This window comes from Wolbachia endosymbiont (group A) of Anoplius nigerrimus (assembly GCF_947251795.1).
GTDB lineage: Bacteria > Pseudomonadota > Alphaproteobacteria > Rickettsiales > Anaplasmataceae > Wolbachia.
Genome location: NZ_OX366385.1, coordinates 631232 through 657570 on the forward strand (window position 1 = coordinate 631232; position 26339 = coordinate 657570).

The following is a 26339-nucleotide window of genomic DNA, read 5'->3' on the forward strand; positions in this document are numbered from 1 at the left end:
AATTCAATTGTTTTACGACACAAGTAGTTTTTGTGAAATCCCAATTTATAATAAGAGTGATTTACACCCACTTAACAAGTGGTGGCATTGACATCATAATTGCATCTGGATTGCCGTCAGTCATTAAACCAAACCTTGTGCCACGATCGTATAACAGATTGAATTCTACATATCTGCCACGTTTTATTAATTGATTTTCTCGTTGTTCTTTTGTCCAAGATTTTTGTATATGTTTACGTATGATGTGCAAATAAATTTCCAAAAAGGCTTCACCTACTGCTTTTGTGAACTCAAAATCATTTCTCCAATTGCCAGAACTCAGATTATCATAGAAAATACCACCAATGCCACGCGGCTCTTTTCTGTGTTGTAAGAAAAAATAGTTGTCACATTGCTCTTTAAATTTTGGATAATATCCGGTGTCAAATCTATCACATGTCATTTTGATTGATTCATGAATATACTTGCAATCTTCTTCATTTTTATATATTGGCGTAAAATCCATCCCTCCACCAAACCATTGTTTTGAAGTATATATCAGCCTTGTGTTCATATGTGCTGCAGGGATAAGGGGCGATTGCATATGAGACACTAAAGATATACCGCTTGCCCAGAACTCTCCGTTACTTTCACTTGCACCAGGAATTTCATTGATGGCTGAATCTGCAAATTTTCCGTGTACTTTTGAAACGTTTACTCCAACTTTTTCAAAAACATTGCCAAAAATAATTGTAGATTCACCACCTCCACCACCTGGGCGATCCCACTTTCTTTTTTCGATCTTTGGCTCTACGGATGATTGTTTTTCAATTAATAAGAAAGATTCTATGATCTTATCTCTTAGTGCACAGAACCACTTAAATGCTTGTGTTCTTTGTTTTTCCATAATATCCTTTCGCTAGCTTATTAACATTGTTATATCTGATATTTAAGAACCTGTACATGATCTCAAGAAAGGAATAAACTAAGAGATAATGCATATAAGTTAGGATATATGAGGAGTTTATACCCAAGTAATATAAGTCGGGAAAGATTTGAGATTATATTACCAGATCTAGAGTCCTGTAGAAAAAAAACAAAACCAAGAAAACTTGATTTGTATGATGTATTTTGTGGAGTGTTATACGTTCTGAAAAGCGGTTGTCAGTGGAGAATGCTACCAAAAGAGTTTCCAAAATGGCGCAATTGTTACGACTATTTTAAGAAGTGGAGTGAAAAACCAGATGCAAATAAAGAAAGTGTTCTGGAGCTGGTGTTAAAAAAAAATAGTTGGCGTAGTCCGACAAAACAATGGTCGGAAAGAAAAAACCAGCTTCTGCATAATTGATGCACAGAGTGTAAAAAATGCAGATACTGCTGAAGAAAAAGGCTACGATGCAGGCAAAAAGATTTCAGGAATAAAACGCCATATTGCAGTAGATACGCAAGGTTTGCCACATGCAATTTATGTAACAACAGCAGAGATAACTGACCGTAGCAGTGCTGTGAGAATGGTAGAAAATGCAAAAGAAAACCTCTCGGGAGTTAAAAATGTACTGGTTGATGCAGGCTATACGGGAGAGAATTTTGCAACACAAATAAAAGCAACTATTGGTGCAACTGTTGAGGTAATAAAACGCAGTGAATTACATACCTTTGCTGTATTGCCAAAAAGATGGGTTGTAGAGCGTTCTTTTGCTTGGTTGGAAAAATGTAGACGGTTATGGAAAAATTGCGAGCGTAAACTCAACACCAGCTTGCAAATGGTAGTTCTTGCTTTCACTGCTTTGTTCCTCAAAAGATTATGAACAGGTTCTAAGAGAAGATGCTCGTCTTGTTCAAAGCTCTCAGGTGTCAGAGCATAAAATCTCTCACATTTACCATATTCACTTAATATGCATCCAACATAATTGTCGTTATTTAATCTTTTTATTCTAAAGCGGGGGTTAGTTCTTTTAAGATTAGTGCCAAACTCATCTGTTACAACTGTAGCATTTCTAGAGGATAACAGCAGCTTTTCATTATTAAAACTAGCAGCAATATTGTTCAATATTCCTATAGAATTATTAGAGGGATTATATATTTTGACACTCTTGTAATTGTGCGATATTAAAAAATTTTCTCCAGCGCTTATTCTAAGCCTTTTATCAGGTGAACTTTCAAGTTCTTTTAAAATAAGATTTATGTCTTCACTACTCATTATATCTTTTGGATCTATCAGGACCTTACTCTTTATTAACGGTACAAGGTTGATTGAACATTCGTTAGTATAAGAGTAAATGTACTCATGACCTCGATATTCTATGAAATTGCTAGGTATGGAATCGAAAGTAGCAATTTTTACAGTGTTTGGATCATGGTAATAGAAGTAATAATATTGACCTGAATCATTAACCAAAGCTAGATTATAATCATCTCCTGCTTTTTCTAGGCTCTGTGGACAAAAAATATGAAAAGAGAGAAAAAGATGGTAGTTTAGCCTAATAGGTAAAAAATGGAGAAACTACCATATGCAATATTACATCAAAGAGGAAAATTGGAAACAAATTTTAGAGTTCATAAAAAGCGTAAAAGGAATGCACAGCAAAGATGAAAAACGTTTAAGAATATTCATAGAGGCAGTGTGGTACATAGTGCGAAGTGGTTGCCAATGGAGACTTTTACCAAAAACTTATGGTAATTACAGGAGTATACATAAGCGATTTAAAAGATGGTGTGAAAGAGATGTCTGGAAAAAATTGCTTGAATATACTAAACAAGAGCCTGATTTAGAAGTTGCTATAATCGACGGTACGATCATCCGAGCCCATCCATGTTCATCTGGATATACAAAAAACTCCAAGGATCAAGAAGCTTTAGGGAGGAGCAAAGGTGGCTTTACAACTAAAATACATGCGCTTGTCGATGCACTTGGAAATCCACTTAAATTTACTCTGACTCCTGGTCAAAGAAATGAAATTACGCAGGCACAAGTGTTGACCGAAAGTATCTATAACTCTACTGTAGTAGCTGACAAGGGCTACGATAGCAATGCCTTTGTTACAAGTCTTGAAGACAAGGGATGTACAGTAGTTATTCCGCCAAAACGGAATCGAAAAGTGCAAAGGTATTACGATGAGCATATCTACAAAGAACGTCATTTGATTGAGTGTTTTTTTGGTAAAATTAAAAATTTTAGGCGCATTTTTTCCAGATTTGATAAAACTGCTGAGGTTTTTATGGGTTTTCTCAATTTTGTTGGAGCTCTTGTATGGCTTCTCTAAAATTTTGTCCACAGAGCCTAGCTTTAATTGTAGTCCTTGAGATAAATTGGTTAGTATGCTGTTCATCGGATTGTGTCTAAAGTTAGATATGACAAAATGATCCTTATCGAAAACGTAAGATGTGAAAGGTAAGTTAATTCTTTCTTCGTTATTTATTTTGACAGCTACGAGCTTACTTCTACTATCACAAGCAGTATCTCCTGGTTCTAAATTAAAACGCACTTTTGCCTCCTTTACGTTCTATACTTTAAATGTAGTTAATTTACAAATACTAATTATTTATTAATAATGGTGATATGTAAATATAGTTATAAAATAATTGTTACAATTGAATTTCTTCCTGGTTTCTGTTGTCATCATAACATTAAAAACACTTTAAGAAAGCTGCTTAGTTAAATTAACTTGGACAAGTAAATAGCAGTTTTGCAGCCTGTTTTTATGAATGAAGATAAAATGTTGTAGCCAAATGCGCTTTCAGCATTGTGCTGAATTGCAATATCTCTGTGTTCTAGCTCCTCATCGCGGAATTTACTTATAGTCTCTCTTAATTCCCCATCTTCTAAATGTGAAACTTGCTCTTTGTAGTGCTCCCCTATAACTTCTTCAACTGCAGCAGTGCAAGCCATAGCAGCTTTTTTGCCCATAATGGCAGTTGCAACGCCAAGTGACACTCCTAACACACGCCAAACTGGCAACAAAACAGTAGGACGAACTTTTTGCTCTTTGATTTTCTCATTAAAATAGTGAAAATGCTTTTTTTCCTGCTCTTCCATTTCAATTATTTCATTGATTATAGAAGATTTTTTAAGAATAAATTTTTGACCAGAATAAATGCAAATAGCTCCATATTCTCCAGCATGATCTACTCTAATTGCCTGTTGCAAGAACCGATTGTTGCTGTACCTTAAATTATTTAGATTTCTTCCTTTCTCCACAATACACCTTACCTGATACGAACAGAGCTACTATGAGATAAATTAAATTCCATGTTGCTAAAGAAACACCTAGAACATAATGAGGTCTGTCACAAGATGGAGAGTAATTAGGGTTTAGTAGATTATTTCTGAGCTCTTCTATACTAACGTTACCACTTGCTTGCTCTGTACAACCTAAAACATCATGAAATAAGTGGAGTTCAAGGCCTACATGATAAAAAGATATTATTGCACCTACGAGATAACTGCAAAACATTGCATAGATTAGAATTTTGTTGTCTTTAAGCATGCATACTACTGCAAGTAACCCTGCAACATAGTAAACTACCCGCTCGTATGTACATAACTTGCATGGCAGCATGTTGAAAAAATATTCTAGCACATATGCAAAAATTAGAGCAAAAGCACTTAATAGCAGAAAGATTGTAGGAATTCTGGAGTTATTACACACGACTTTAAGTAAATTACCTCTGAAAGTATAAAGCAGAGTATTCATTTTGCATAGGGATTTTTATTTTTTTTCAAAAGTAGCCTAACTGGCACACCATCTACGAAGAAATTTTTTCTAAGGTCATTAATTAAATAGCGTTTATAACTTTCATCAATACTTTCAGGTATGTTACATATCAAAGAAAAAGCTGGAGGTTTAGTACCAATTTGAGCGATATACTTCATTTTAACTGCTTTGCCTTTTACAAGCGGATGAGAGTGCCTATCTAAAGCATTAATTAGCCACTTATTCAGTTTTGCAGTGCTGACTTTCTTGTTCAAAGATTCACTCACTTCAAGACACTTATCTATCACATCACCGCAGCGCATGCCTTTTAACGCAGAAACTGTTATAGTTGGCACTTCCAAGAATAACCGAGTCACTTCCTGTTGTTTGACAAATTTTATTAACTTACTTCTGTCATCCTTACCTATTAAATCCCACTTATTTAAAACAACAATAATCCCTTTCCCTCCCTTAATTGCAGCTTCACCAATTGATAAATCCTGCTGCTCAATACCAAGCAGGGAGTCTAGCATTAAAACTACCACATGAGAGCGCTTGATTGATTCTAAGCTTTTTTCAACAAATCTTGATTCTAAGCCATCTATAACATTCGCCTTTCTGCGGATTCCGGCAGTGTCAATTAGAGTAATTAACTCTCCATTATGATCATATACAATATCTACAGAATCACGTGTGGTGCCTGGCTCTGAACTTGTTATTAGTCTGTTTTCTGCAAGTAAACCATTTAAAAAAGTTGACTTGCCTACGTTTGGGCGACCGATTATCGAAATTCTTAATTTACCGGACTCATTAGAGCTCTTATTGTCATCCCAGTGCTTGACACTGGGATCCATACTATTTTTTTTCTGGATTCCAGTGTCAAGCACTGGAATGACACCGAAAGGAGGACTATTTGCACTGATATTTTCAATAACACTAGCCAACGCATCATAAAGATCAACCATGCCAAGATTATGTTCAGCTGAGATGTATACCGGGCCAAGAAAATCAAAAAACTGCAAATAATCAACATTTTCAGACTTATGACTCTCGCATTTATTTGCTATCAGTATCACAGGTTTATTTATTTTTCTCTTCAGCCACTTTGCAAATTCTTTGTTTCGCTCACTTTGCACTTTTGCATCAACAAGAAAGAAAATTATATCTGTACTCAATAAAGAAAATTCGATTTGTTCAATAACTTGTAGTGAAAAATTAGTTTGGTCGTTCCATCCTCCTGTATCTATAACTTTAAACTCCAAATCGCTAATTCTGCCTATTCCTTCTCTTCTATCTCGTGTGACCCCTGGAATATTGCTGACTACCGCTGCTTTTCTTCCCACCAATCTATTAAAAAGAGTTGATTTACCAGCATTTGGTAGGCCTACTATAGCGATTTTTAGCATAATTTAAGAGCACCTTCTATACACAGTAAATTATAACCGAAATCTTGCAATTTAACTATTGACTTTATAGATCACGCGAGCACACTATAACTAGAATTTCTTGTTTTATTATGTCAAGTATGGGGGTATATGGTAGGCCCACTGCCATTAAGTTAAGGAAAAAAGATAGATTTTATGGGATAATGATGTATACCAATAAGTTTAAAGGTAGTATGAGTAAAAAAGGGAGTAATAAAATTTATTCAAAATGAATTGGCAAGCCTAGAATTTATAGAATCCCATAAATCATCTTCAAAAGATTTTATGAGAAAGAGGAAGGTATCTTTTATTGACATATTTATCTTAATTTTAAGAAAAAGTGTAAAGTCGCTGCAAGAACGAATTTATTTTATATAGGAAAAAAGACTATACCGTTACTGCTAGTGCTTTTAGTCAAGCAAGAAAAAAAATGAAACACAGTGCATTTTCAGAAATTAACGAAGGTGTGGTTTCCTTGTACTACCAAGACCAAAATTTAAAACTTGCTTTGGCTTTCGACATTTTTGCTACGGAATCAGACATTGATTGCATTATGGATAAAACTATTTTTGATGAACACTTTGGTGGTAAGAAAAGGAAGAAAAGTTGATCGCAATAAGGTACCTTATCTTCGTTCGTTCAATTATCAAAAAAGGGTTAGAAAACACATATTTTGACTAGAGGTAGTATTCATATCTTCTGATAATAACTAGGCTCTGTGGACAAAATTTTAGAGAAGCCATACAAGAGCTCCAACAAAATTGAGAAAACCCATAAAAACCTCAGCAGTTTTATCAAATCTGGAAAAAATGCGCCTAAAATTTTTAATTTTACCAAAAAAACACTCAATCAAATGACGTTCTTTGTAGATATGCTCATCGTAATACCTTTGCACTTTTCGATTCCGTTTTGGCGGAATAACTACTGTACATCCCTTGTCTTCAAGACTTGTAACAAAGGCATTGCTATCGTAGCCCTTGTCAGCTACTACAGTAGAGTTATAGATACTTTCGGTCAACACTTGTGCCTGCGTAATTTCATTTCTTTGACCAGGAGTCAGAGTAAATTTAAGTGGATTTCCAAGTGCATCGACAAGCGCATGTATTTTAGTTGTAAAGCCACCTTTGCTCCTCCCTAAAGCTTCTTGATCCTTGGAGTTTTTTGTATATCCAGATGAACATGGATGGGCTCGGATGATCGTACCGTCGATTATAGCAACTTCTAAATCAGGCTCTTGTTTAGTATATTCAAGCAATTTTTTCCAGACATCTCTTTCACACCATCTTTTAAATCGCTTATGTATACTCCTGTAATTACCATAAGTTTTTGGTAAAAGTCTCCATTGGCAACCACTTCGCACTATGTACCACACTGCCTCTATGAATATTCTTAAACGTTTTTCATCTTTGCTGTGCATTCCTTTTACGCTTTTTATGAACTCTAAAATTTGTTTCCAATTTTCCTCTTTGATGTAATATTGCATATGGTAGTTTCTCCATTTTTTACCTATTAGGCTAAACTACCATCTTTTTCTCTCTTTTCATATTTTTTGTCCACAGAGCCTAGAAATATAGCTAAGAACCTGTACATAATTGATGCTCAGAGTGTAAAGAACGCAGATACTGCTGAAGAAAAAGGCTATGACGCTGGTAAAAAAATCTCAGAGCCATATCGCAGTTGATACTCAAGACATGCAATTTATGTAACAACTGCAGGAACAACTGACCGCAGCAGTGCTGTGAGGATGGTCAATAATGCAAAAGAAAACCTTTCTGGAGTTAAAAATATACTGGTTGATGCGGGCTATATAGGAGAGAATTTTGGTGCAACTGTTGAAGTAATAAAGCGAAGTGAATTTGAACAGGCTCTTACAAAGTGTACAAAAAACGTTTACAATCAACGTTCAACGTGATAAATTAAAGACGGTTTATTCCTCGGTAGCTCAGTGGTAGAGCAGTTGGCTGTTAACCAATTGGTCGCTGGTTCGAATCCGGCCCGGGGAGCTCTTCTCTATGAAATTCTAGTGTTAATCTTATATGGGCATTAAATCAGTCGTTTTATGTATACTAGATGGCTGGGGAAATGGAGTAGAAAGCAGTAAATACAATGCTATCAGCAACGCAAATCCACCCTGCTGGCAATATATTAGCTCTAATTATCCAAAATGCAGTTTATCCGCCTGTGGAGCTGATGTTGGGTTACCTGGTGGTCAAATAGGTAATTCAGAAGTTGGCCATATGAATATTGGCAGCGGTAGAGTGGTAATGCAAAGCCTTCAGCGTATTAATCAAGAAATCGGAACAATAGAAAACAATGTAAATCTACAAAGTTTTATTAATGATCTAAAAAGTAAGAATGGTATATGCCATCTAGTGGGATTGGTGTCAGATGGCGGTGTTCATTCGCATCAAAAGCATATTTCAACTTTAGCAAACAAAATATCACAGCATGGAATCAAAGTGGTGATACATGCATTTTTAGATGGCAGAGACACATTGCCGAATTCAGGAAAAAAATGCATTCAAGAATTTGAAGAGAATATAAAGAATAATGACATAAGAATTGCTACTGTTTCCGGGCGTTATTATGCTATGGACCGTGATAACAGGTGGGAGAGAACAATTGAAGCTTATGAGGCTATCGCATTTGCAAAGGCACCTCGTCATGATAATGCAGTATCGTTGATTGATGAAAATTATCAAAATAACATAACTGATGAGTTTATAAAACCCGCAGTAATAGGTGAATATCAAGGTATAGAACCAGAAGATGGAGTGCTGTTGGCTAACTTTCGTGCTGATCGAATGATACAATTAGCAAGTATTTTGCTTAGTAAAACAAACCATACTGAAATAGCAAAACTCTCTTCAATTTTAAGCATGATGAAATATAAAGAAGATCTCAAAATTCCTTATATTTTTCCTCCTATATCTTTTGCTAACACTTTAGGACAGGTAATAGCAGACAATAAATTGCAACAATTACGTATCGCTGAAACCGAGAAATACGCTCATGTGACTTTCTTTTTCAATTGTGGGAAAGAAGAACTTTTCTCTGGTGAAGAAAGAATACTTATTCCCTCACCAAAAGTTCAAACTTATGATTTGCAGCCCGAAATGTCAGCCTTCAAGCTCACAGAAAAGCTTGTAGAAAAAATTCACTCCCAAGAATTTGCACTGATAGTTGTAAATTACGCTAATCCTGATATGGTAGGGCATACAGGTAATATAAAAGCAGCCGAGAAAGCTGTGCTAGCTGTAGATGATTGTCTTGCAAAAGTGCTGAGTGCTGTTAAAAAGTCAAGCAACACCGCATTAATTGTTACTGCAGACCATGGTAATGTGGAATGCATGTTCGATGAAGAAAATAATACACCTCATACAGCACACACTCTAAATAAAGTGCCATTTATTGTGTCTTGCGATAATCTAAAACTAAGAGACGGAAGGTTATCTGATATTGCCCCTACTATTTTACAGCTACTTGGAATTAAGAAACCGGATGAAATGACAGGCAGTTCGTTGATTTCTTGCATTACCCTCTGTCATTCCAGCTAGGCAGCGTTATGCACCGGAATGACATCAAATAGATGTGTTTTAACTTAATCCAACTTTTAAATTTTTCGCTGTTAGTACTAATGATTCATTAAAGAAGCTGTCAATATCACCAATACTATCTATATTTTTTGTACTGATAGATTGGTCAATTCTTTTGACCAAATTAGATAAAACTTTATTAGGGCCAATTTCAACAAATTTGTTAATGCCATGGCTTGCCATATACAAAACCATTTCTCTCCATCTCACTCTGCTTATGACTTGTTTAGCAAGCAAAGTTTTTATAACTTTGGGATCACTCTCCTCTTTAGCTGTAACATTTGATATCAAAGGAACTATAGGACGGGTTATTTTAATACCCTCCAAAAATTCCAAAACTTTTTCATCAGCAGGTTTCATAAGAGATGAATGAAAAGGCCCACTAACCTGTAATTTAATTAATTTCCTCACACTCGAGTTTTTGAATAAATCAGGTAACATTCCAAGAGCTTCTCTAGTGCCACTTATAACCACTTGTCCGCCACCGTTATCGTTTGCAATTTCACAAATTCCTTCAATTTGAGCTGATTTCAATATATCTTCTACTTCACTTATCTCTGCTCCAAGCAATGCGACCATTCCGCCTTTACATTTCACTGAAGCCTCATGCATTGCTTCGCTGCGAACTTTTAGCAGCTTGACTGCAGACTCAAGAGTCAATGCCCCTGCAGCGCATAGCGCTGTATATTCACCGACTGAATGCCCACAAACATATTTAATTCCATAATTAGAAAAAAGAGATTCACCAAACACATGCTCGGTAACACGTAGCGTCGCGATTGACACTGCCATTATAGCTGGCTGAGCATTTTCTGTAATGGTTAATTCTTCAATAGGACCGTTGAAGATTAAATGAGACAGCTTTCTACCTAATATGCTATCCACTTCATTAAATACTTGTCTTGCAACGGAAAACTCACTATATAAGCTCTTTCCCATTCCTACAAACTGAGAGCCTTGACCAGGGAAAGCAAAAATCATGATAGTTATTATTTATTCCTTATTAAATATACTACTTTATTTATTTTTTGTCAATATTTTAGAATAATGATTGACTTAGTGAATTAAGTTCACTAGAATATTAACTGACTAAAAGTTTATAAGCAACAATGACAGAAATCAATTATCATAAAGTTACCATCGTTATGACAGACGGTCAAGAGTTTGAAACTCGTTCCACTTATGGAAAGGAGGGAAATAGGATAAAACTCGATAGGGATCCTCTCACTCACCCTGCATGGACTGGAAGCTTGACAAGCGGGTCAGCAAGTAAAACTAGCAAATTAGCTAAGTTTAACGATAAATATGGAAGCATTTTCTAATTTTCCTCCTCTTTAAGTTTTAGAGAGTTTACTGAAGCATGCATAAATACAAAAATATAGGCTATGTTGCTTCTCCATCACCGAAATCGCAGGAAGTATCTAAACTATTAAAGAAACTTAATTTTATCAATATAACAGAAGAAAATAAGTCCGAAATCGATCTATTGATAGTTGTTGGCGGTGATGGCTTTATGCTACGCACCTTGCATAATTACGTTATAGAAAACAAAAACACACACGTATACGGAGTAAACACTGGCAATGTTGGGTTTTTGATGAATAAATGCTTTAGCTGCAGTGAAGATTTAATTGATCATATAGAGCATGCAACTTCAACTCAGTTAACTTTGCTAAAAATGGAAGCAACAGACACAAGTGGCAAGAGATATCATTACATAGCAGTAAACGAAGTATACGTTTTTAGAAAAGCGAACCAAATAGTAGAGATGAATATTACTATTAATGATAAGCTAAAAGTAGAAAAATTTAGAGGGGACGGAGTAATATTATCTACCCCCACAGGCAGCACTGCATACAACTTCTCTGCCGGTGGCCCAATCTTGCCGCTAAATTCAAATTTACTTGCACTCACTTCTATCAATAGCTATTACCCAAGGCATTGGAGTGGAGCGTTAATATCAAACGATACAATCGTACAAATTGACATTAACGACACAAAAAACCGTCCAGCACTTGTAGTATCAGATTACAAGGAGTTTCATAATATATCACAGATAAAAATACAAAAAGACCATGAAAACACAATAACTTTGCTTTTTGACAAAGATTACCCTCTGAATGAAAGGATCTTTGATAGACAATTTCTATACTAATAATGTATCTGTTCAGATACATGGCTAATGTACAAATATTGAAACAAAAATTCCAGTGCCCCTGTGATGTCATTCCAGTGCTTGACACTGGAATCCAGCTTTTGATCGAAAATGTTGTATAGTACACAATCAAATTTTCTGGATCCCAGTGTCTGGGCACTGGGATGACACCCATTTGTTCCTATAGTTGTCTTTTCTCGTCTACCTTATTTTGCCACTCTGCTAAACAGATACATTATCTGTAAATTGGTATTTACTACATCTTAATAACTATAGCGTAATTAACCAGCATAGTAATTAATTTTGGAGTGAATATGCTAGGCTCTGTGGACAAAATTTTAGAGAAGCCATACAAGAGCTCCAACAAAATTGAGAAAACCCATAAAAACCTCAGCAGTTTTATCAAATCTGGAAAAAATGCGCCTAAAATTTTTAATTTTACCAAAAAAACACTCAATCAAATGACGTTCTTTGTAGATATGCTCATCGTAATACCTTTGCACTTTTCGATTCCGTTTTGGCGGAATAACTACTGTACATCCCTTGTCTTCAAGACTTGTAACAAAGGCATTGCTATCGTAGCCCTTGTCAGCTACTACAGTAGAGTTATAGATACTTTCGGTCAACACTTGTGCCTGCGTAATTTCATTTCTTTGACCAGGAGTCAGAGTAAATTTAAGTGGATTTCCAAGTGCATCGACAAGCGCATGTATTTTAGTTGTAAAGCCACCTTTGCTCCTCCCTAAAGCTTCTTGATCCTTGGAGTTTTTTGTATATCCAGATGAACATGGATGGGCTCGGATGATCGTACCGTCGATTATAGCAACTTCTAAATCAGGCTCTTGTTTAGTATATTCAAGCAATTTTTTCCAGACATCTCTTTCACACCATCTTTTAAATCGCTTATGTATACTCCTGTAATTACCATAAGTTTTTGGTAAAAGTCTCCATTGGCAACCACTTCGCACTATGTACCACACTGCCTCTATGAATATTCTTAAACGTTTTTCATCTTTGCTGTGCATTCCTTTTACGCTTTTTATGAACTCTAAAATTTGTTTCCAATTTTCCTCTTTGATGTAATATTGCATATGGTAGTTTCTCCATTTTTTACCTATTAGGCTAAACTACCATCTTTTTCTCTCTTTTCATATTTTTTGTCCACAGAGCCTAGCACAGAAAGTGGTTGTTAAAACACAACGTTTTCGATGAGATTATATGGAAAACTGGATCCCAGTGTCTGAGCACTGGGATGACATCACAGGAGCACTGGAATGACACCTTCCTGCCCAGTTCATGTTGCTATAAATATTAAGAAATTTACCAAATGAAAAAAAAGGCAAAAGAAGCCCTAGTCATTGTCTATTTTCAGTATTTGGCGTTTTTTAAGTCTTAAACACTGCAATTTAGCTGCTTTTAAGCCGCAACTAATCTAAATTATAAACGTTAAGAAATTTACTAAGCAGAAAAAAAGGCAAAGAAAACCTAGGGTAGCTAGTATTCAAATTCTCCCTTGTCTATTTGACGTCTTTTACTGTCTTAAACGCTTTATAAGCGCGTTTTGGCTTGTATAGGTAAAAACCTAAAAGTTTTATAAAGACATGAGGTGCACATAGTGCAAAAAATTAAGCATGATTTACGCCAAATACAAAGTTCCCTTTGTCGTTTTAATCTGCAGATTGCGAAGATAAATAAATAGCTTCAGTTTTATGATAAGGGGGCTGGCGGAGTTTGTCAAGTAAGTTTTTTCGTTTCTACTTGGGTAACATCTTTGTGTTTTAGGCAACTGCCTTCGAAAACAGATGCCCCGGGTTATTCTAGATTTACTCACTTTCTTTCCCGTGAATTCCCTTTGAAGTTGAATATTGAAAATTGACTGGAGAGTTGTGGATTACTTTGTATATGTCATAACAAGCCATGGCGCTCTCGGCGAAACCATTTAGTATCAACTTGAGTTTGCCTGAATAAGTAGCTATATCTCCGATTGCATATATTCTATCTCTACTGGTTTTTAAGGTAGTCGGATCAACAACTATGCGGCCATGTTCTAACTCTATACCCCAACTGTTTATTGGCCCAAGATTCATTGACAATCCAAAAAATGGCAGCAAAAAATCAGTGGATATTTCTTTTTCTTCCTTAGAGGCAATGTTTTTTACTATCACTGCGCTCAACTGCCCGTCATTTCCGGCTAGTTCATGTAATTGATATGGCACTACAAGTTCTATTTTTCCATCAATTTCAAGTGATTCTAATTTATTTCTAGTTTCAGGAGTGCAGCGAAATTCCTTTCTCCTATGTATCACATAAATTTTCTTTGCAACTTTAGAAAGTTCTACAGTCCAATCAGCTGCAGAATCACCCCCCCCTGCAATGACTATAGTTTTGTCCTGAAAATCAGAAATTTTATTTACACTGTAAAATACAGATTTATTTTCATATTCTAATATACCACTTAAGGGTGGACGGTTAGGTTCAAACATTCCGTTACCTGCAGCAACAATAACAGCCTTACATTTTACCTCTGTGCCTGTATTAGTTATGATAATAAAGCTTTGATCGCAGTTATTCGAAATCTTTTCTACTTTTTGACTTAAATGGTAAATAGGCTTAAATGGCGAAGATTGCTCCATTAGTCGCTCAATTAATTTTTGGGCAGTAATTACAGGATAACCAGGTATATCATATATTGGCTTTTCTGGGTAAAGAGCTGTGCATTGTCCTCCTGCTTGATCCAAAACATCTATTATGTGACATCTCATATCAAGCATTCCCGCTTGAAAAGCAGTGAATATTCCAACAGGCCCTGCACCTATTATTACGATATCGGTTTCCATATTCAGATGGTGATCTATTTATAGATATTAGCTTTCTTTGCTAACAAGGTCAATTTACAAAGGGATGTATTTTTAAAAGATGTGGCTAGATTAGACAAGATTTCCAGCGTTATGAACCACATAAAGCTCTAAAAATCAGCTAACATAGCGAGATGCTGTGCGGACGGAATGGGATTCGAACCCATGGTACGCTCATCACGTACGTCAGTTTTCAAGACTGGTGCCTTAAACCGCTCGGCCATCCGTCCATTTCTTTTCTATCACAACATTTTATTTTAAGCAATCTATAAAAGCTTTACTTGCCCACGCAAAAGTTGCTAAACACACTACTCAATATTTCCTCAACATCAATAATTCCAATTACTGCACCAAGTTCAAATGCAGCAAGCCTCAAATCTTCAGATATCAACTCAATTGGATTATCGATATTAAAACGTTGTAAATGTTCCAGTGCTTTCTGCATGTGACTCCTATGTCTTTGCCGAGTAATCACAGGAGTGTCTCTATCGCGCCCAAATTTTTCCTCTGCCTTCTCTTTTATGAGAGAGATCAATTTGTTTGTACCTATTTCCTTTAGAATAGAAATGGGTAAAAGATCTATGCCATTAATTTTTATATTGTGATTATTGATAACATCGTCAGCTTTGCTCAATACATAAATAGTATCGCTATTTACAACGTTGCAATTGATATTATAACGCTGTTCAAAAGGAAATAGTTCTATTCTTAAATCAGCTTCAAAAGACCTCTTTTTTGCTCGACTTATGCCTTCTGATTCTATCGGGTCTGAACTCTCACGAATTCCAGCAGTATCAGAGAGAATGATTGGGTATCCGCCAATGTCAATATGAGCTTCAAGTATATCTCTTGTTGTGCCTGCATATTCAGAAACAATGGCAATATCACGCTTGGCTAAGAAATTAAACAGAGTTGATTTACCGACATTTGGTTCACCAGTTATTACAATATGTAAACCCTCACGCAACCTTTCGCCCCGTCTATTATCATTTAAATGCTCTTGTATCAATCGCACGAGAGATTGCACTTCATTATTAATTTTTTCCAATTCACTTTTTTCTGCCCAAATGTCCTCTGGAAAGTCTATATATGCTTCGATTTTGGATTGTATCGTTATCAATCTTTGCCTCCAATTGCTGTATAGTCTCTCCAATTCTCCTGATATCTGCTTAATCGCTTGTTTAGCTTGCATTTTCGTCTCAGCATCAATTAAGTCTGCAATTCCTTCTATTTGAGTTAAGTCAAATTTACCATTTAGAAAAGCCCTAAGTGAGAATTCTCCAGGCCTGGCCATAACGAAAATTTTTGATAATTCCTCCAAGATGATTTTTATGACTGCCTTACTTCCATGCACTTGTAACTCTATAACATTCTCGCCAGTGAAACTGTTTGGAGCAGGGAAATAGATGATTATTCCATTATCTATCAATTGATTGAAATCATCATATAGATCAACTAAAGTAGCAAATCTTGGTTTAATTTCTTTCTTAATATGAAAATGATTTAAAGCTTTAAGCGCGTAGTTGCCTGAAATTCTGATTACTGCAACTCCTGACTTACCCAATATGGTCGATAAAGCGAAAATAGTTTCATTTGTGTTTGTCATTATTTATATAAACTACTTAGCAATCTTACACTTAAGAAACCAAAATACCTAATTTGAAAATATTCAAAATTTCTATCTATCTTGCTAGTTTATATTAATGCAGTACTATCATACTAGTGAATGTATTATATAGAAAAGCTGTAAAAGTCACCCAGATGAAAATATTTATTTTGAAAACTGATAATATACATTATAGTTATAAATACAGGTTTTAGACATTTTATGCTCAAGAAATTAGCTTGGTACTGGTCTTTTGTAGAGTTAATTAAAGGGTTTGCTATTACATTGAAATATATGTTCAAGCCAAAGGTTACTTTGAGGTATCCTATGGAGAAGGGCCCTTTAAGTCCAAGGTTTCGTGGCGAGCATGCGTTGCGTAGGTATCCAAACGGTGAAGAACGATGCATAGCTTGTAAATTATGCGAAGTTATCTGCCCTGCTCAAGCAATAGTTATTGAAGCAGAGGAAAGAGAAGACGGTAGTCGTCGCACCACACGCTATGATATTGACATGACAAAATGCATATACTGCGGGCTTTGCCAAGAGGCATGTCCAGTTGATGCAATTGTGGAGGGTCCTAACTTTGAATTTGCTACTGAAACAAGAGAGGAGCTAATGTACAATAAAGAAAAGTTATTGCGTAATGGTGAAGTTTGGGAAGACGCAATTGCACTCAGGTTAAAAAAGAATAGGCCGTACTACTGATGTTAAAAATTTATAGCTTTCAAATCATTCCTTTGTTACCCAGGTGCTTTTTTTCTGTCATTTCAGTGTTCCTTTTTTTGTCATCCCAGTGTGTGACACTGGGATCCAGGTATAAAAATATTTGCAAATTGTGCAATGGACAACAGCTTTTAGAAGCATACGTTAAACTAATTTCCATTATAAAAATAAGATGGATCCCAGTGTCACGCACTGGGATGACATCATAGGGGATGACAAGGATAGGGTTACTTGGATGACAAAAGGGTCGATGAATGATTAAAGTTACTTTTTCAACCGAACAAAAAGTAAAAGAATACAGTGGTAAAGTTACTGGCTTTGATATATTACAACCGGATGCTTTGAAAGAAGCAATTGCCTTTAAGGTAAATGGTGAGTTGCATGATCTCTCATGTGAAATTGAAGCTGATGTAGAGATAGAGGTGATACAACTTAGTGACGAAGCGGGTTTGGATATAATAAGGCATGATGCTGCTCACATAATGGCGCAGGCAGTGAAAGAGCTATTTCCTAATACTCAGATTACTATCGGCCCAACAATTCAGGACGGTTTTTACTATGATTTTGCTACAGATCGTGCCTTCACTACGGACGATCTTACCGCAATAGAAAAGAAAATGAAAGAGATTGTAAAAAGTAACCACAGATTTGTTCGAGAAGTTTGGACTCGCAAGCAGGCAGTTGATTTCTTTAGTGGTATAGGCGAAAAATATAAAGTTGAAATTATATCCTCTATACCAGAGAGTGAAAACCTAACTGTTTATAGGCAAGGTGATTTTATTGACCTATGTCGTGGTCCGCACTCACCATCAACCGGCAGAGTTAAAGCGTTTAAACTTATGAAAGTAGCGGGTGCATACTGGCGAGGTGATGCAAAGGGCCCAATGTTGCAGCGAATATATGGTACAGCATGGAGAAATAAGGATGAATTAAACGCTTACCTTGAGTGCCTCAAAGAAGCAGAAAAACGTGATCACCGCAAAATTGCTAAGGATATGGATTTATTTCACATTCAAGAGGAAGCTGTTGGGCAGGTTTTTTGGCATGAACAAGGATATATTCTATATAATGTTCTTGAGTCTTACATCAGAAAGAAGCTAATAAATAATGGCTATTTTGAGGTAAAAACTCCTATTTTAGTAAGTAAAGAGCTGTGGGAAAGATCTGGACATTGGGATAAGTTTCGTGAAAATATGTTTATTGTTGACGAATCTGAGAATAAAAAGTTAGCAATAAAACCCATGAATTGTCCTTGTCATGTGCAGATTTTTAATTCTCACACCAGGAGCTACCGTGATTTACCAATACGTATGGCAGAGTTTGGCACATGCCATAGAAATGAAAGCTCAGGCTCATTGCACGGACTGATGCGAGTGCGTGGTTTTACGCAAGACGATGCACACATTTTTTGTATGGAAGAACAAGTGAATTCTGAGACTATAAGGTTTTGTGACCTTTTAAAAGAAGTATATTCAGAGCTTGGATTCAATGAAATTTCTGTGAAATTTTCAGACCGTCCAGATGTTAGGGCAGGAGATGATGAAGTGTGGGATAGAGCTGAAAAAGCGCTGCTTGAAGCCGTTCAAGAAGCGGGCTTAAGTTATGAACTGAGCCCTGGTGAAGGTGCGTTTTATGGTCCAAAGTTAGAGTTTGTTTTAAAAGATGCAATAGGCAGAAGCTGGCAATGTGGAACATTACAAGTTGATTTCATTTTACCAGAACGTCTGGGAGCTTTTTATATAGGGGCAGATGGACACAAGCATCACCCTGTCATGTTACATAGGGCAATTCTTGGGACTTTTGAGCGTTTTATTGGAATTTTGATAGAAAATTACGCAGGAAAATTTCCAGTTTGGCTTGCTCCAACGCAACTTGCTATTCTGACCATTACAAATGAGGCTGACGGTTACGCCACAGAAATCAGCAATGTCTTAAAAGAACAAGGTGTGAGAGTCAAGACTGATTTGACCAATGAAAAAATTAGTTATAAGATACGTTTGCATAGTCTAAACAAGGTTCCTATATTGTGGATTGTAGGCAAAAATGAAGTTACAAGTAAAACTGTGTCAGTGAGAAATTTAGGATCGGAAAGACAGGAGTCTTTTTCTTTGGAGAAGGCTATTGAATTGTTGTTAAAAAGTATTAATTTGAATTAAGGGAGTTAAAGTTTGCAAGTTAAAAAGAACAATAAAAACAGAATTAATGGATTCATCACAGCTAAGGAGGTACGCTTAGTTGATCACAGTGGTGAAATGATCGGAATCGTGCTAATAGAACGAGCTTTGGAGCTTGCACAGGGTGTTGGTTTAGACTTGGTAGAAATTGCACCTGATTCAACCCCTCCAGTATGTAAAATACTGGATTATAGCAAACAAAAGTATGATATAAAAAAGAAAGCAAGTGAAGCAAAAAAGAAACAAAAAACATTAACTATAAAAGAAATTAAACTGGGTCCCAATATTGGTGATCACGATTACGGAACAAAATTGCGTCAAGCAAGAGACTTACTTGCCCACGGACATAAAATTAAAGTCACAATGAGATTTGGAGGGAGAGAGCTTATAAACACTGAAGTTGGACTGGAAAAATTAGAACGGCTAATTCGAGACACTGAAGATATCGCAAAGGTAGAATTGGCACCTAAAAGAGAAGGGAATCAATATTTTTTAGCTCTGGTTGCTAAGTAGCAAAACGGCTTAAGAAGTATAAGTAGAGTTAAATTATCGCCCTCTCTTTGATAACATGGCGAAAATGTCTTATTAATCCTTGAATCGGCCAAGCTGCAGCATCGCCAAGCGCGCAAATTGTATGTCCTTCTATTTGAGCCGTAAGGTCAAGCAGTTTATCTATTTCATTAGGCTTAATATCTCCTGCCACCATCCTCCTCATAATCCTCCACATCCATCCAGTACCTTCACGGCATGGTGTGCATTGCCCACAGGACTCATGCATATAAAAGTGTGATAACCTCTCTATTGCAGCTATTATATCAGTTGATTTATCCATCACTATTACAGCAGCAGTACCAAGCCCTGATTGTGCAGCTTTTAATGAATCAAAATCCATTTCAATAGTATCACATATAGATTTTGGAATTAATGGCACTGAAGACCCACCAGGTATTACAGCAAGTAAATTATCCCAACCTCCCCGCACTCCACCTGCATACTTTTCAATTAATTCACGTAGTGGAATTCCGAGCTCTTCTTCAACATTACACGGGTTGTTTACGTGCCCTGAAATACAAAAGACCTTGGTACCAGTATTATTTGGTTTACCAAGAGATGCAAACCATTCTCCTCCGCGATTTAGAATATCTGGAACCATGGCTATAGTTTCAACGTTGTTTATTGTGGTTGGGCAGCCAAAAAGTCCAACACCTGCGGGAAATGGAGGTTTCATGCGAGGAAAGCCCTTTTTTCCTTCAATTGATTCGAGTTGAGCTGTTTCTTCCCCACATATGTAAGCTCCTGCACCCCTATGGATAAACACATCAAGATCATAGCTTGATTTGCAGGCATTTTTTCCAATTAAGTTTTCTTTATAGGCTTCCTCAAGTGCCTTTTTTAGAACTAAATATTCATTATAAAATTCACCCCTGATATAAATATACGCAACTGATGCGCTGATCGCTTTGCCGGCTAGGAGAATTCCCTCAAGTAACTTATGTGGCTCATATCGCAATATATCTCTATCTTTACATGTACCAGGTTCTGACTCATCTGCATTGATTACTAAATATGCTTTTGGAAGATTTTTAGGCATAAAGCTCCACTTAAGGCCAGTAGAAAATCCTGCACCCCCTCGACCTCTCAAGCCAGATTTCTTTACTTCATCAATGATTTTTTCTGATCCTAAATCCAGTAATTCCTTTGTTTTTTGCCAGCTACCACGTTTTTTTGCACCCTCAAGTAGTGAAGTTTCTTTACCATTTAAGTTTGTGAATATTTTGTCTTGTTCTTTTAGCATGTTTTTCAAAATTTGTGAGTGATCCCGACGCGATTCGAACGCGTGACCCACTGATTAAAAGTCAGTTGCTCTACCGGCTGAGCTACGGGATCATTTCATTTTTCAGCTATACTAAACATCAATACAGTTTTTATCCGTTTTAATCAAACTAAAATTTTCATGTGTGGTTAAATAAATTATATAATATACTGCGTTAGTAGTTAAAAAATCTATAGATAATTTAAAAAAATTTTTAAAGGAAAACTTCTTGTTAATTTTCAGTTCACAGATTTATTTGGATGGTGTGAAGTATAACGCTAAGGAGACAAGAAAAATAGAAAACTGTATATACCCTACAGAATTTGTGCACTATTATAATGCTTAGCAATAGCCTATAGCTAACACGTTATACCGCCTCAGCATATAGCTAACCCAAGAAAGGTTTTCCTACGTCATACCGCCGCGGTATCTCTAGATCCCGCTAACAAGCAGCGGGATGACGAATTTTTGTTTTTCAAATTATCGGTAAATCTAAGTCACTTTAGCTATAGATTCCGCTAACACGTAGCGGAATGACGGTTTTTCAAATTGTCAGTAAATCTAAGTCAGTTTAGCTATAACAGATAAATATTTCTTGCATTTCAGCCTGAGTGAATTATGCTTTAAGCAAGAATTGGGGGCATAGCTCAGCTGGTAGAGCATCTGTTTTGCACGCAGAAGGTCAGCGGTTCGATCCCGCTTGCCTCCACCAGTCTATATTAGCTCTAGCACACCACAAAACCTGTCAAAACAGCTTATTTTAATCTACTTTCCTAAAAATCCCTATTTCTTTTCATGATTTTTCTCTGCACAAGCGATGTTTGTTATTATAATTCTAATATATACTAACTTAACAATAAATTAATCAATAAATGTTAGAATACTAACAATTAATTTATTGGTAATGCCTATGAGTGGAAAAAAACATGTTTTTAAGATGGTGCCTGGAAAAGAGGTGTTTAGAAAAACCCCGACTAAATTGATAAGGTGGCCTGATGAAGGTTATAATCCTACAATGTCTATTAAAAAAGTTGGGCTTGTATCGCTGGATGATAAAAACGATGTACTACTAGACTTATTACCTATAAAACTTTGCAGCAGTTCTTGCATAGACAGTTACATATGTCTGGAGGAAGAAAATGAAGGAAATCTGGTAGACAAAGATTATAAAAGTGATTCTAACTTAGATTATGTAAAAAGTAACCATACATTTGTATATTACGGTAATGAGTTGGCTAAGTTATCATATACAAGAGAACTTATTCAGCCTTTCACAACTATTTGTAGCAGTTCTATTAAATCAAAAAAATTGGAATACAAATATGTAACATGGGAAGATTCAGATACTGACAACAATAAATATTATTTTTCAGACGAGGCAGGAAATATAATAGATTCACCTGACAATAAGGCATTACAAGATATTATATCATACTACTGTGAAAAATATATAAAAGATATACCACTATCTAGTATACAAAAGAGCACACTGTTATCAAGCGCGTTTGCCAAAATCTTTATTCAGGACCTAACAGAAAACCAACTAAAGACCCTTGCCAATACTCTTAGTAACGAGCAACTGCAAAAAATAATTCCTCAACTGAATTCAAATCAACTGCAGGTTCTTGCACAGAATTTAACGAATGGACAGCTACAAAAAATCATTCCTGAACTGAGTTCAAACCATTTGCAAGCTTTAGCAGAGAACTTAACAGATGAACAACTCCAAACTTTAGTGGATCATCTAACCAACCACCAATTACAAACTCTCGCTCAGGAACTAAATCCAGAAAAGTTACAAATAATTGTTCCTATTTTAAATGATGCTCAGCTTGAAGCTCTAGTTAGAGACTTAAATCCAGAGCAAGTAAAAGAAATTTTACCTCACTTAGAGCATGTCTTCAAACTGAAGAATGAGCTAATTTGTGAAGCATAATAGTGATCATATTAAAGAAGATATAGTTTTTTGAGGTGAGAGGAGAATGCTCGTAATCTTTACTCATGCGCCTAAAATTGGAAAGCCAGGCAAAAGTTCTTTCAACAATCCAACGTTTGGGAATAACTTGAAATCCTGTATCAACTATTTTCTTGGCAATCGTTAATAAACATCCCGTTTCCAATAAGCATCTGTTTTGTAATTTACCTATGTACCCTTGATCAGCAAAAAACTTACGTAAAGTTGGAACTTTGCATTTAGCTTGGGCAAAAAGATTTAGAGCACTATCACGATCTTGAATACTTGCACTCTGTACTTCAGCAGCAATTACAAGACCCACAGTATCTACAATAATATGGCGTTTTCTGCCCTTTATTTTTTTGCCAGCATCATATCCTCTGGATCCCCTTTTTGAGTAGTTTTCACTGACTAGCTATCAATTATACCTACTGATGGAGTCTTATTTTTACCAATCATCTCTCTTACTTTTTTAACTAGAAAATCATGAATTTCTTGCCATATTCCACTTTTTTTCAAGCGCGAATTACAACTATATACGGTTTTCCATGGTGGAAAATCTTTAGGCAGTTGTCTCCATTGACATCCTGTTCTCATCATATAGCGGATTGCATTAATAATTGTTCTAATACTATGTTTTCTTGGTCTGCCGGTCTTTTTAGGTTCAAAATATGGCTCTATTGTCTTCCATTCTTTGTCACTTATATCGCTTGGGTACATCTTAAAATGTACCTTATACCATACTTCTTAACTTCTTTCTACTCAGTTTGAAGACATGCTCTTAAAGGTGGATCAATTTAAAGCACTTATTAAAACTTTAAATGATGAACAGTTTACAGTGCTTGCAAAAGACTTGGCTGAGCACCACTTGACAATACTCTCCAAAGAATTAGAAGGTGATCAGTTAAAAGCTTTAGTAAATAACCTGCAGGAAGACCAACTGAAAGACTTAGTTAATAAACTCGACCATAAGAAACTCGAAGCAATAGCTCAGGACTTAACTGATCCTAATAGGATTCAAACTATTATTAAGTCTTTAGCTGACAATCCAGGTAAACTTCAAGCCTTTGCTCGCAATATGTCTAATAAGCAGTTTAAGGAACTTTTGGATAACGTAGGTGCAGAAGAGCTTAAAGAGATTATTCATAAACTGCCTTATGAGAAAGTAACGGCTGTGATTGGTGATCTCAGCAATCAAGATCAGTCTAAAGCTATTATTGATGCATTAAAAGGGAAACTTGAAGAACAAAATGAAAAGCTAAAAGAGGTTTATGAGAAGCTAGAAGAACTTCTACCGCCACCTGTGTACAGCGAAGCGTTGAAAAGTTTGCGTTCATCACCCCGTATTTCCCAAGATACTAACACCGAATTTATAGCAGTTGAAGAATACGCTTACCATGAATCTGAGTATTTGTAAGCCAGTGCTTACGAGTTTGGAAAAAGGTTGTCTGATGTGCGTAGCAGCTAGTTTAAATTATTAATAATATTATGGAGGTAACTCATATGAGAACAGATAAAAGTCTACAAAACAATGTACAAGGTTTTGCAACAGAAAATAATGAGCAAAAAGTTAATACCATTGGACCTTTCAAGCTAAAAAGCCAGGGGAAAGACTTCACGGAGCAACAACTAACAAAAACTATAGCAGGTGCTCATGCTCAAAATGTTATTGATGAGATGGTCGATAGTATAAATCAAAACCTCATTGGTAAGTTAAATACGATATTAACAGATGAAGAGAAAAAAGTTACAAAACTAATTAAAGATGTTGGTGATCAAAAGAGTGGTTTAGTAAAAGATCTCAGTGATTTAAAACAAGCTTTAGACGATATTGCTCCTCCACCAGCAGCTCCTCCATTATTCCATGTTACTGGCGAAGAGAACAGTTTGCTTTAATAAAAAAGGCAACAGCTTGCTAGCAGGCTGTTACCCTCTCTATATATCGTTTCAATACAGCTGAATTAGGGAATCTATTTTAAAACTTTCGGCATATAGTTCTCATCATGTTTTGCAAACACCGTATCTGCAAGAAAGGTACTATTATCAAACATTTTACCTTGCACAACAACACCACTTTTTTCTGAAAATATTGGTGGAAGTATTCCCTGGTATTTTACCACAACGCTTTTGTTAAAATCTGTCATTTGAAAAATCACTTCACTTTCATTGCGTATCACGCTATTTTCAACAACCATTCCACCAACACGGATTGGCTTTTGACTATTTGGTAAAACTATTGCCTCACTTACTGTATAGAAAAATGAGATATTTTCTTTGAGCGTTGTTAAAATAAAAAAGACTATGCAGCTTAAAAAGCAGAAAATTCCTGAAGTTATAAGTAATCGCTTATGTTTCTTCTTCATTATTATCTTTCAGGCTTTTTAGAATTTTTTTACTTTTAGTATAGCAAGAAATGGTAAAAATCAGTTCTCCGGTAATCAACGTAAAACTAATAAGGTAAGCAAAAATTACATATGTATTCATAATGCATTATCAATAAATAACTCACCTGCATCAAAATAAATTAAGCTTCCATCCTTTTGCTGCAACACCAATTTACCACTGTTATCTATATCAGCAAAAATTCCTTCATACAATTTGTCAGCTAGCTTTACACTGATTTGCTCGTTCATTTTGAATGCTTTTTTTAACCACATTTCTCTTATAGCATAAAACCCATCAAATAGCCATTGCTTTCTTAGCTTATTAAAATTTATTATTGATTCCTTTAATAGATCCATGTTAGACACAGACTCACCATAATTGCTAATGCACGTTGTTCCTGGAAGTGGTGTATGATTGACATTAATTCCAATTCCTACAATAAGCCAATTCGAATTGGATCTTTTTTCAAGCAATATTCCACTTATTTTCTTGCCATCGATTAGAATGTCATTTGGCCATTTATGTTGAATGTTACTATCATTCATAAATGACAGTAAAGTATTCCCTACAGCAAGAGCAGTCACAAAAGTCAATTCTGTTAATTTGCTGATGTCTTTAACTTGACTCGTTAAGCCTACTGTTATCCCAGTACCATCCGATGTCATCCCAGTGCTTGACACTGGGATCCATGCTTCTTGATTCCTAGATTCCAGCGTCACGCACTGGAATGGCACCGAAAGCTGGCTTTCATTCAGATAATCGTTAAAGAGGTTTATCACCAAACTCGCATAGAAATTACCTTCTGGAGAAACCCAACTTTTTCCGGTGCGCCCCCTGCCTTCTGTTTGTTTATCGGCAATAATAACAGTTTCATTTGATATTCCTCTGTTAATTAAGTCCAGTGCTTTTCCATTAGTGCTTAAAACTTCTTTGTAATGATGAATATGAAAACCCTCAGGGATCACCTTGTCAGCCCTTTAG

Annotated in this window: 25 protein-coding genes, 4 tRNA genes and 3 pseudogenes; 15 read left to right on the forward strand and 17 right to left on the reverse strand. The window is 35.9% G+C overall.

The window, feature by feature from the left end; translation table 11 throughout:
- Window positions 1-61: 61 nt before the first annotated feature.
- On the reverse strand, window positions 62-886 hold the full coding sequence (gene hemF / locus OPR26_RS03325; RefSeq protein ID WP_265016224.1) for an oxygen-dependent coproporphyrinogen oxidase: 825 nt from the start codon (window positions 884-886) through the stop codon (window positions 62-64).
- 108 nt (window positions 887-994) lie between these two features.
- Here hemF and OPR26_RS03330 point away from each other — a divergent pair.
- Window positions 995-1787 (forward strand): IS5 family transposase gene (locus OPR26_RS03330; RefSeq protein ID WP_264705175.1). Its coding sequence is split into 2 segments (ribosomal slippage): window positions 995-1258 and window positions 1260-1787, totalling 792 coding nucleotides; the frame shifts between segments, so codons are not numbered across the junction.
- Between the two features lie 702 nt (window positions 1788-2489).
- Entirely contained in the window at window positions 2490-3242 is a 753-nt protein-coding gene (locus OPR26_RS03335; RefSeq protein ID WP_264702259.1) for an IS5 family transposase, read from the forward strand.
- A gap of 392 nt (window positions 3243-3634) precedes the next feature.
- On the opposite strand, the gene OPR26_RS03340 is transcribed toward OPR26_RS03335, so the two are convergent.
- The 3 genes from OPR26_RS03340 to der are packed head-to-tail and all read right to left on the reverse strand — an operon-like array spanning window position 3635 to window position 6079.
- Complete coding sequence (locus OPR26_RS03340; RefSeq protein WP_265016225.1) at window positions 3635-4177, reverse strand: demethoxyubiquinone hydroxylase family protein; 543 nt, start codon at window positions 4175-4177, stop codon at window positions 3635-3637.
- Window positions 4152-4673, reverse strand: a complete 522-nt coding sequence (locus OPR26_RS03345; protein WP_265016226.1) for a disulfide bond formation protein B — start codon at window positions 4671-4673, stop codon at window positions 4152-4154. Before OPR26_RS03345 ends, OPR26_RS03340 begins: the two co-directional genes overlap by 26 nt.
- Window positions 4670-6079: a ribosome biogenesis GTPase Der gene (gene der, locus OPR26_RS03350; protein ID WP_265016227.1), complete on the reverse strand. Its 1410-nt coding sequence runs from the start codon at window positions 6077-6079 to the stop codon at window positions 4670-4672. Before der ends, OPR26_RS03345 begins: the two co-directional genes overlap by 4 nt.
- Window positions 6080-6310: 231 nt before the next feature.
- On the opposite strand from der, the pseudogene OPR26_RS03355 reads away from it, so the two are divergent.
- Window positions 6311-6641, forward strand: a pseudogene (locus OPR26_RS03355) (IS4-like element ISWpi18 family transposase); the annotation flags it as partial.
- Between the two features lie 186 nt (window positions 6642-6827).
- Here OPR26_RS03355 and OPR26_RS03360 read toward each other — a convergent pair.
- Window positions 6828-7580, reverse strand: a complete 753-nt coding sequence (locus OPR26_RS03360; protein ID WP_264702259.1) for an IS5 family transposase — start codon at window positions 7578-7580, stop codon at window positions 6828-6830.
- Window positions 7581-7676: 96 nt separating this feature from the next.
- Between OPR26_RS03360 and OPR26_RS07345 the strand changes: the two are divergent.
- From OPR26_RS07345 to gpmI, 3 genes and pseudogenes are all read left to right on the forward strand, one after another.
- A pseudogene (locus OPR26_RS07345) lies at window positions 7677-7961 on the forward strand (transposase); the annotation flags it as partial.
- A 67-nt stretch (window positions 7962-8028) separates the two neighbouring features.
- Window positions 8029-8100: transfer RNA gene (locus OPR26_RS03375), tRNA-Asn, on the forward strand.
- Window positions 8101-8133: 33 nt separating this feature from the next.
- A complete protein-coding gene (gene gpmI, locus OPR26_RS03380; protein WP_253302759.1) occupies window positions 8134-9654 on the forward strand; it encodes a 2,3-bisphosphoglycerate-independent phosphoglycerate mutase in 1521 nt (506 codons plus the stop codon).
- Between the two features lie 39 nt (window positions 9655-9693).
- Here the strand turns inward: gpmI and fabD are convergent, their stop codons facing one another.
- Complete coding sequence (gene fabD, locus OPR26_RS03385) at window positions 9694-10674, reverse strand: ACP S-malonyltransferase (protein WP_265016229.1); 981 nt, start codon at window positions 10672-10674, stop codon at window positions 9694-9696.
- A gap of 128 nt (window positions 10675-10802) precedes the next feature.
- Here fabD and rpmE point away from each other — a divergent pair, with 128 nt between their 5' ends.
- Window positions 10803-11015, forward strand: coding sequence for a 50S ribosomal protein L31 (gene rpmE, locus OPR26_RS03390; protein WP_253302757.1), 213 nt, complete (start codon window positions 10803-10805; stop codon window positions 11013-11015).
- Between the two features lie 38 nt (window positions 11016-11053).
- Window positions 11054-11848 carry an NAD kinase gene (locus tag OPR26_RS03395; protein ID WP_265016230.1) on the forward strand — a complete coding sequence of 265 codons (795 nt, stop codon included), beginning with the start codon at window positions 11054-11056 and terminating at the stop codon, window positions 11846-11848.
- A gap of 338 nt (window positions 11849-12186) precedes the next feature.
- On the opposite strand, the gene OPR26_RS03405 is transcribed toward OPR26_RS03395, so the two are convergent.
- From OPR26_RS03405 to mnmE, 4 genes are all read right to left on the reverse strand, one after another.
- Window positions 12187-12939, reverse strand: a complete 753-nt coding sequence (locus tag OPR26_RS03405) for an IS5 family transposase (protein WP_264702259.1) — start codon at window positions 12937-12939, stop codon at window positions 12187-12189.
- A gap of 732 nt (window positions 12940-13671) precedes the next feature.
- Window positions 13672-14685 carry an NAD(P)/FAD-dependent oxidoreductase gene (locus OPR26_RS03410; RefSeq protein ID WP_265016231.1) on the reverse strand — a complete coding sequence of 338 codons (1014 nt, stop codon included), beginning with the start codon at window positions 14683-14685 and terminating at the stop codon, window positions 13672-13674.
- Window positions 14686-14845: 160 nt separating this feature from the next.
- Window positions 14846-14933, reverse strand: a tRNA-Ser gene (locus OPR26_RS03415).
- A 47-nt stretch (window positions 14934-14980) separates the two neighbouring features.
- Window positions 14981-16309, reverse strand: a complete 1329-nt coding sequence (gene mnmE / locus OPR26_RS03420; RefSeq protein WP_265016232.1) for a tRNA uridine-5-carboxymethylaminomethyl(34) synthesis GTPase MnmE — start codon at window positions 16307-16309, stop codon at window positions 14981-14983.
- A gap of 222 nt (window positions 16310-16531) precedes the next feature.
- Between mnmE and nuoI the strand changes: the two genes are divergently transcribed.
- The 3 genes from nuoI (at window position 16532) to infC (ending at window position 19719) form a co-directional block, all read left to right on the forward strand.
- A complete protein-coding gene (gene nuoI / locus OPR26_RS03425) occupies window positions 16532-17014 on the forward strand; it encodes an NADH-quinone oxidoreductase subunit NuoI (protein WP_253302750.1) in 483 nt (160 codons plus the stop codon).
- A 272-nt stretch (window positions 17015-17286) separates the two neighbouring features.
- Window positions 17287-19188, forward strand: a complete 1902-nt coding sequence (gene thrS, locus OPR26_RS03430) for a threonine--tRNA ligase (protein WP_265016233.1) — start codon at window positions 17287-17289, stop codon at window positions 19186-19188.
- Between the two features lie 12 nt (window positions 19189-19200).
- Window positions 19201-19719 (forward strand): translation initiation factor IF-3, encoded by a 519-nt coding sequence (gene infC / locus OPR26_RS03435; protein WP_265016234.1) that lies wholly within the window; start codon window positions 19201-19203, stop codon window positions 19717-19719.
- 28 nt (window positions 19720-19747) lie between these two features.
- Here infC and nuoF read toward each other — a convergent pair whose 3' ends face one another.
- Window positions 19748-21001, reverse strand: a complete 1254-nt coding sequence (gene nuoF / locus OPR26_RS03440) for an NADH-quinone oxidoreductase subunit NuoF (RefSeq protein ID WP_253302746.1) — start codon at window positions 20999-21001, stop codon at window positions 19748-19750.
- Window positions 21002-21020: 19 nt separating this feature from the next.
- Window positions 21021-21093 (reverse strand) — tRNA-Lys (locus OPR26_RS03445).
- A gap of 562 nt (window positions 21094-21655) precedes the next feature.
- On the opposite strand from OPR26_RS03445, the gene OPR26_RS03450 reads away from it, so the two are divergent.
- Together OPR26_RS03450 and OPR26_RS03455 are read left to right on the forward strand one after the other, a co-directional pair.
- Window positions 21656-21731 (forward strand) — tRNA-Ala (locus OPR26_RS03450).
- Window positions 21732-21929: 198 nt separating this feature from the next.
- Window positions 21930-22913, forward strand: a pseudogene (locus OPR26_RS03455) (magnesium and cobalt transport protein CorA); the annotation flags it as partial.
- 7 nt (window positions 22914-22920) lie between these two features.
- On the opposite strand, the gene OPR26_RS03460 reads toward OPR26_RS03455, so the two are convergent.
- Window positions 22921-23331, reverse strand: a complete 411-nt coding sequence (locus OPR26_RS03460) for a transposase (protein WP_320157296.1) — start codon at window positions 23329-23331, stop codon at window positions 22921-22923.
- A gap of 53 nt (window positions 23332-23384) precedes the next feature.
- Window positions 23385-23693, reverse strand: coding sequence for a transposase (locus OPR26_RS03465; RefSeq protein ID WP_265015503.1), 309 nt, complete (start codon window positions 23691-23693; stop codon window positions 23385-23387).
- Between the two features lie 55 nt (window positions 23694-23748).
- Between OPR26_RS03465 and OPR26_RS03470 the strand changes: the two genes are divergently transcribed.
- Both OPR26_RS03470 and OPR26_RS03475 read left to right on the forward strand, forming a co-directional pair.
- Complete coding sequence (locus OPR26_RS03470) at window positions 23749-24390, forward strand: hypothetical protein (RefSeq protein ID WP_265016236.1); 642 nt, start codon at window positions 23749-23751, stop codon at window positions 24388-24390.
- A gap of 86 nt (window positions 24391-24476) precedes the next feature.
- Window positions 24477-24869 carry a hypothetical protein gene (locus tag OPR26_RS03475; RefSeq protein WP_265016237.1) on the forward strand — a complete coding sequence of 131 codons (393 nt, stop codon included), beginning with the start codon at window positions 24477-24479 and terminating at the stop codon, window positions 24867-24869.
- Window positions 24870-24943: 74 nt separating this feature from the next.
- Here the strand turns inward: OPR26_RS03475 and ccmE are convergent, their stop codons facing one another.
- From ccmE to OPR26_RS03485, 3 genes are read right to left on the reverse strand one after another with little or no spacing between them, the layout of a single operon-like run.
- Window positions 24944-25336: a cytochrome c maturation protein CcmE gene (gene ccmE / locus OPR26_RS03480; protein ID WP_114517125.1), complete on the reverse strand. Its 393-nt coding sequence runs from the start codon at window positions 25334-25336 to the stop codon at window positions 24944-24946.
- Window positions 25320-25457, reverse strand: a complete 138-nt coding sequence (locus OPR26_RS07490; RefSeq protein ID WP_259245297.1) for a CcmD-like small membrane protein — start codon at window positions 25455-25457, stop codon at window positions 25320-25322. The genes ccmE and OPR26_RS07490 overlap by 17 nt, the downstream gene beginning before the upstream one ends.
- Window positions 25454-26323 carry a biotin--[acetyl-CoA-carboxylase] ligase gene (locus OPR26_RS03485; RefSeq protein WP_265016238.1) on the reverse strand — a complete coding sequence of 290 codons (870 nt, stop codon included), beginning with the start codon at window positions 26321-26323 and terminating at the stop codon, window positions 25454-25456. Before OPR26_RS03485 ends, OPR26_RS07490 begins: the two co-directional genes overlap by 4 nt.
- Window positions 26324-26339: the final 16 nt, after the last annotated feature.

Coding starts and splice junctions, on each gene's coding strand:
- OPR26_RS03470 (WP_265016236.1), top strand. CDS start 23,749: ATGCTCTTAAAGGTGGATCAATTTAAAGCACTTATTAAAACTTTAAAT.
- OPR26_RS03475 (WP_265016237.1), top strand. CDS start 24,477: ATGAGAACAGATAAAAGTCTACAAAACAATGTACAAGGTTTTGCAACA.
- OPR26_RS03345 (WP_265016226.1), bottom strand. CDS start 4,673: ATGAATACTCTGCTTTATACTTTCAGAGGTAATTTACTTAAAGTCGTG.
- OPR26_RS03395 (WP_265016230.1), top strand. CDS start 11,054: ATGCATAAATACAAAAATATAGGCTATGTTGCTTCTCCATCACCGAAA.
- gpmI (WP_253302759.1), top strand. CDS start 8,134: ATGGGCATTAAATCAGTCGTTTTATGTATACTAGATGGCTGGGGAAAT.
- OPR26_RS03360 (WP_264702259.1), bottom strand. CDS start 7,580: ATGCAATATTACATCAAAGAGGAAAATTGGAAACAAATTTTAGAGTTC.
- OPR26_RS03405 (WP_264702259.1), bottom strand. CDS start 12,939: ATGCAATATTACATCAAAGAGGAAAATTGGAAACAAATTTTAGAGTTC.
- rpmE (WP_253302757.1), top strand. CDS start 10,803: ATGACAGAAATCAATTATCATAAAGTTACCATCGTTATGACAGACGGT.
- OPR26_RS03410 (WP_265016231.1), bottom strand. CDS start 14,685: ATGGAAACCGATATCGTAATAATAGGTGCAGGGCCTGTTGGAATATTC.
- der (WP_265016227.1), bottom strand. CDS start 6,079: ATGCTAAAAATCGCTATAGTAGGCCTACCAAATGCTGGTAAATCAACT.
- fabD (WP_265016229.1), bottom strand. CDS start 10,674: ATGATTTTTGCTTTCCCTGGTCAAGGCTCTCAGTTTGTAGGAATGGGA.
- OPR26_RS07490 (WP_259245297.1), bottom strand. CDS start 25,457: ATGAATACATATGTAATTTTTGCTTACCTTATTAGTTTTACGTTGATT.
- ccmE (WP_114517125.1), bottom strand. CDS start 25,336: ATGAAGAAGAAACATAAGCGATTACTTATAACTTCAGGAATTTTCTGC.
- hemF (WP_265016224.1), bottom strand. CDS start 886: ATGGAAAAACAAAGAACACAAGCATTTAAGTGGTTCTGTGCACTAAGA.
- OPR26_RS03335 (WP_264702259.1), top strand. CDS start 2,490: ATGCAATATTACATCAAAGAGGAAAATTGGAAACAAATTTTAGAGTTC.
- OPR26_RS03465 (WP_265015503.1), bottom strand. CDS start 23,693: ATGTACCCAAGCGATATAAGTGACAAAGAATGGAAGACAATAGAGCCA.
- nuoF (WP_253302746.1), bottom strand. CDS start 21,001: ATGCTAAAAGAACAAGACAAAATATTCACAAACTTAAATGGTAAAGAA.
- nuoI (WP_253302750.1), top strand. CDS start 16,532: ATGCTCAAGAAATTAGCTTGGTACTGGTCTTTTGTAGAGTTAATTAAA.
- thrS (WP_265016233.1), top strand. CDS start 17,287: ATGATTAAAGTTACTTTTTCAACCGAACAAAAAGTAAAAGAATACAGT.
- mnmE (WP_265016232.1), bottom strand. CDS start 16,309: ATGACAAACACAAATGAAACTATTTTCGCTTTATCGACCATATTGGGT.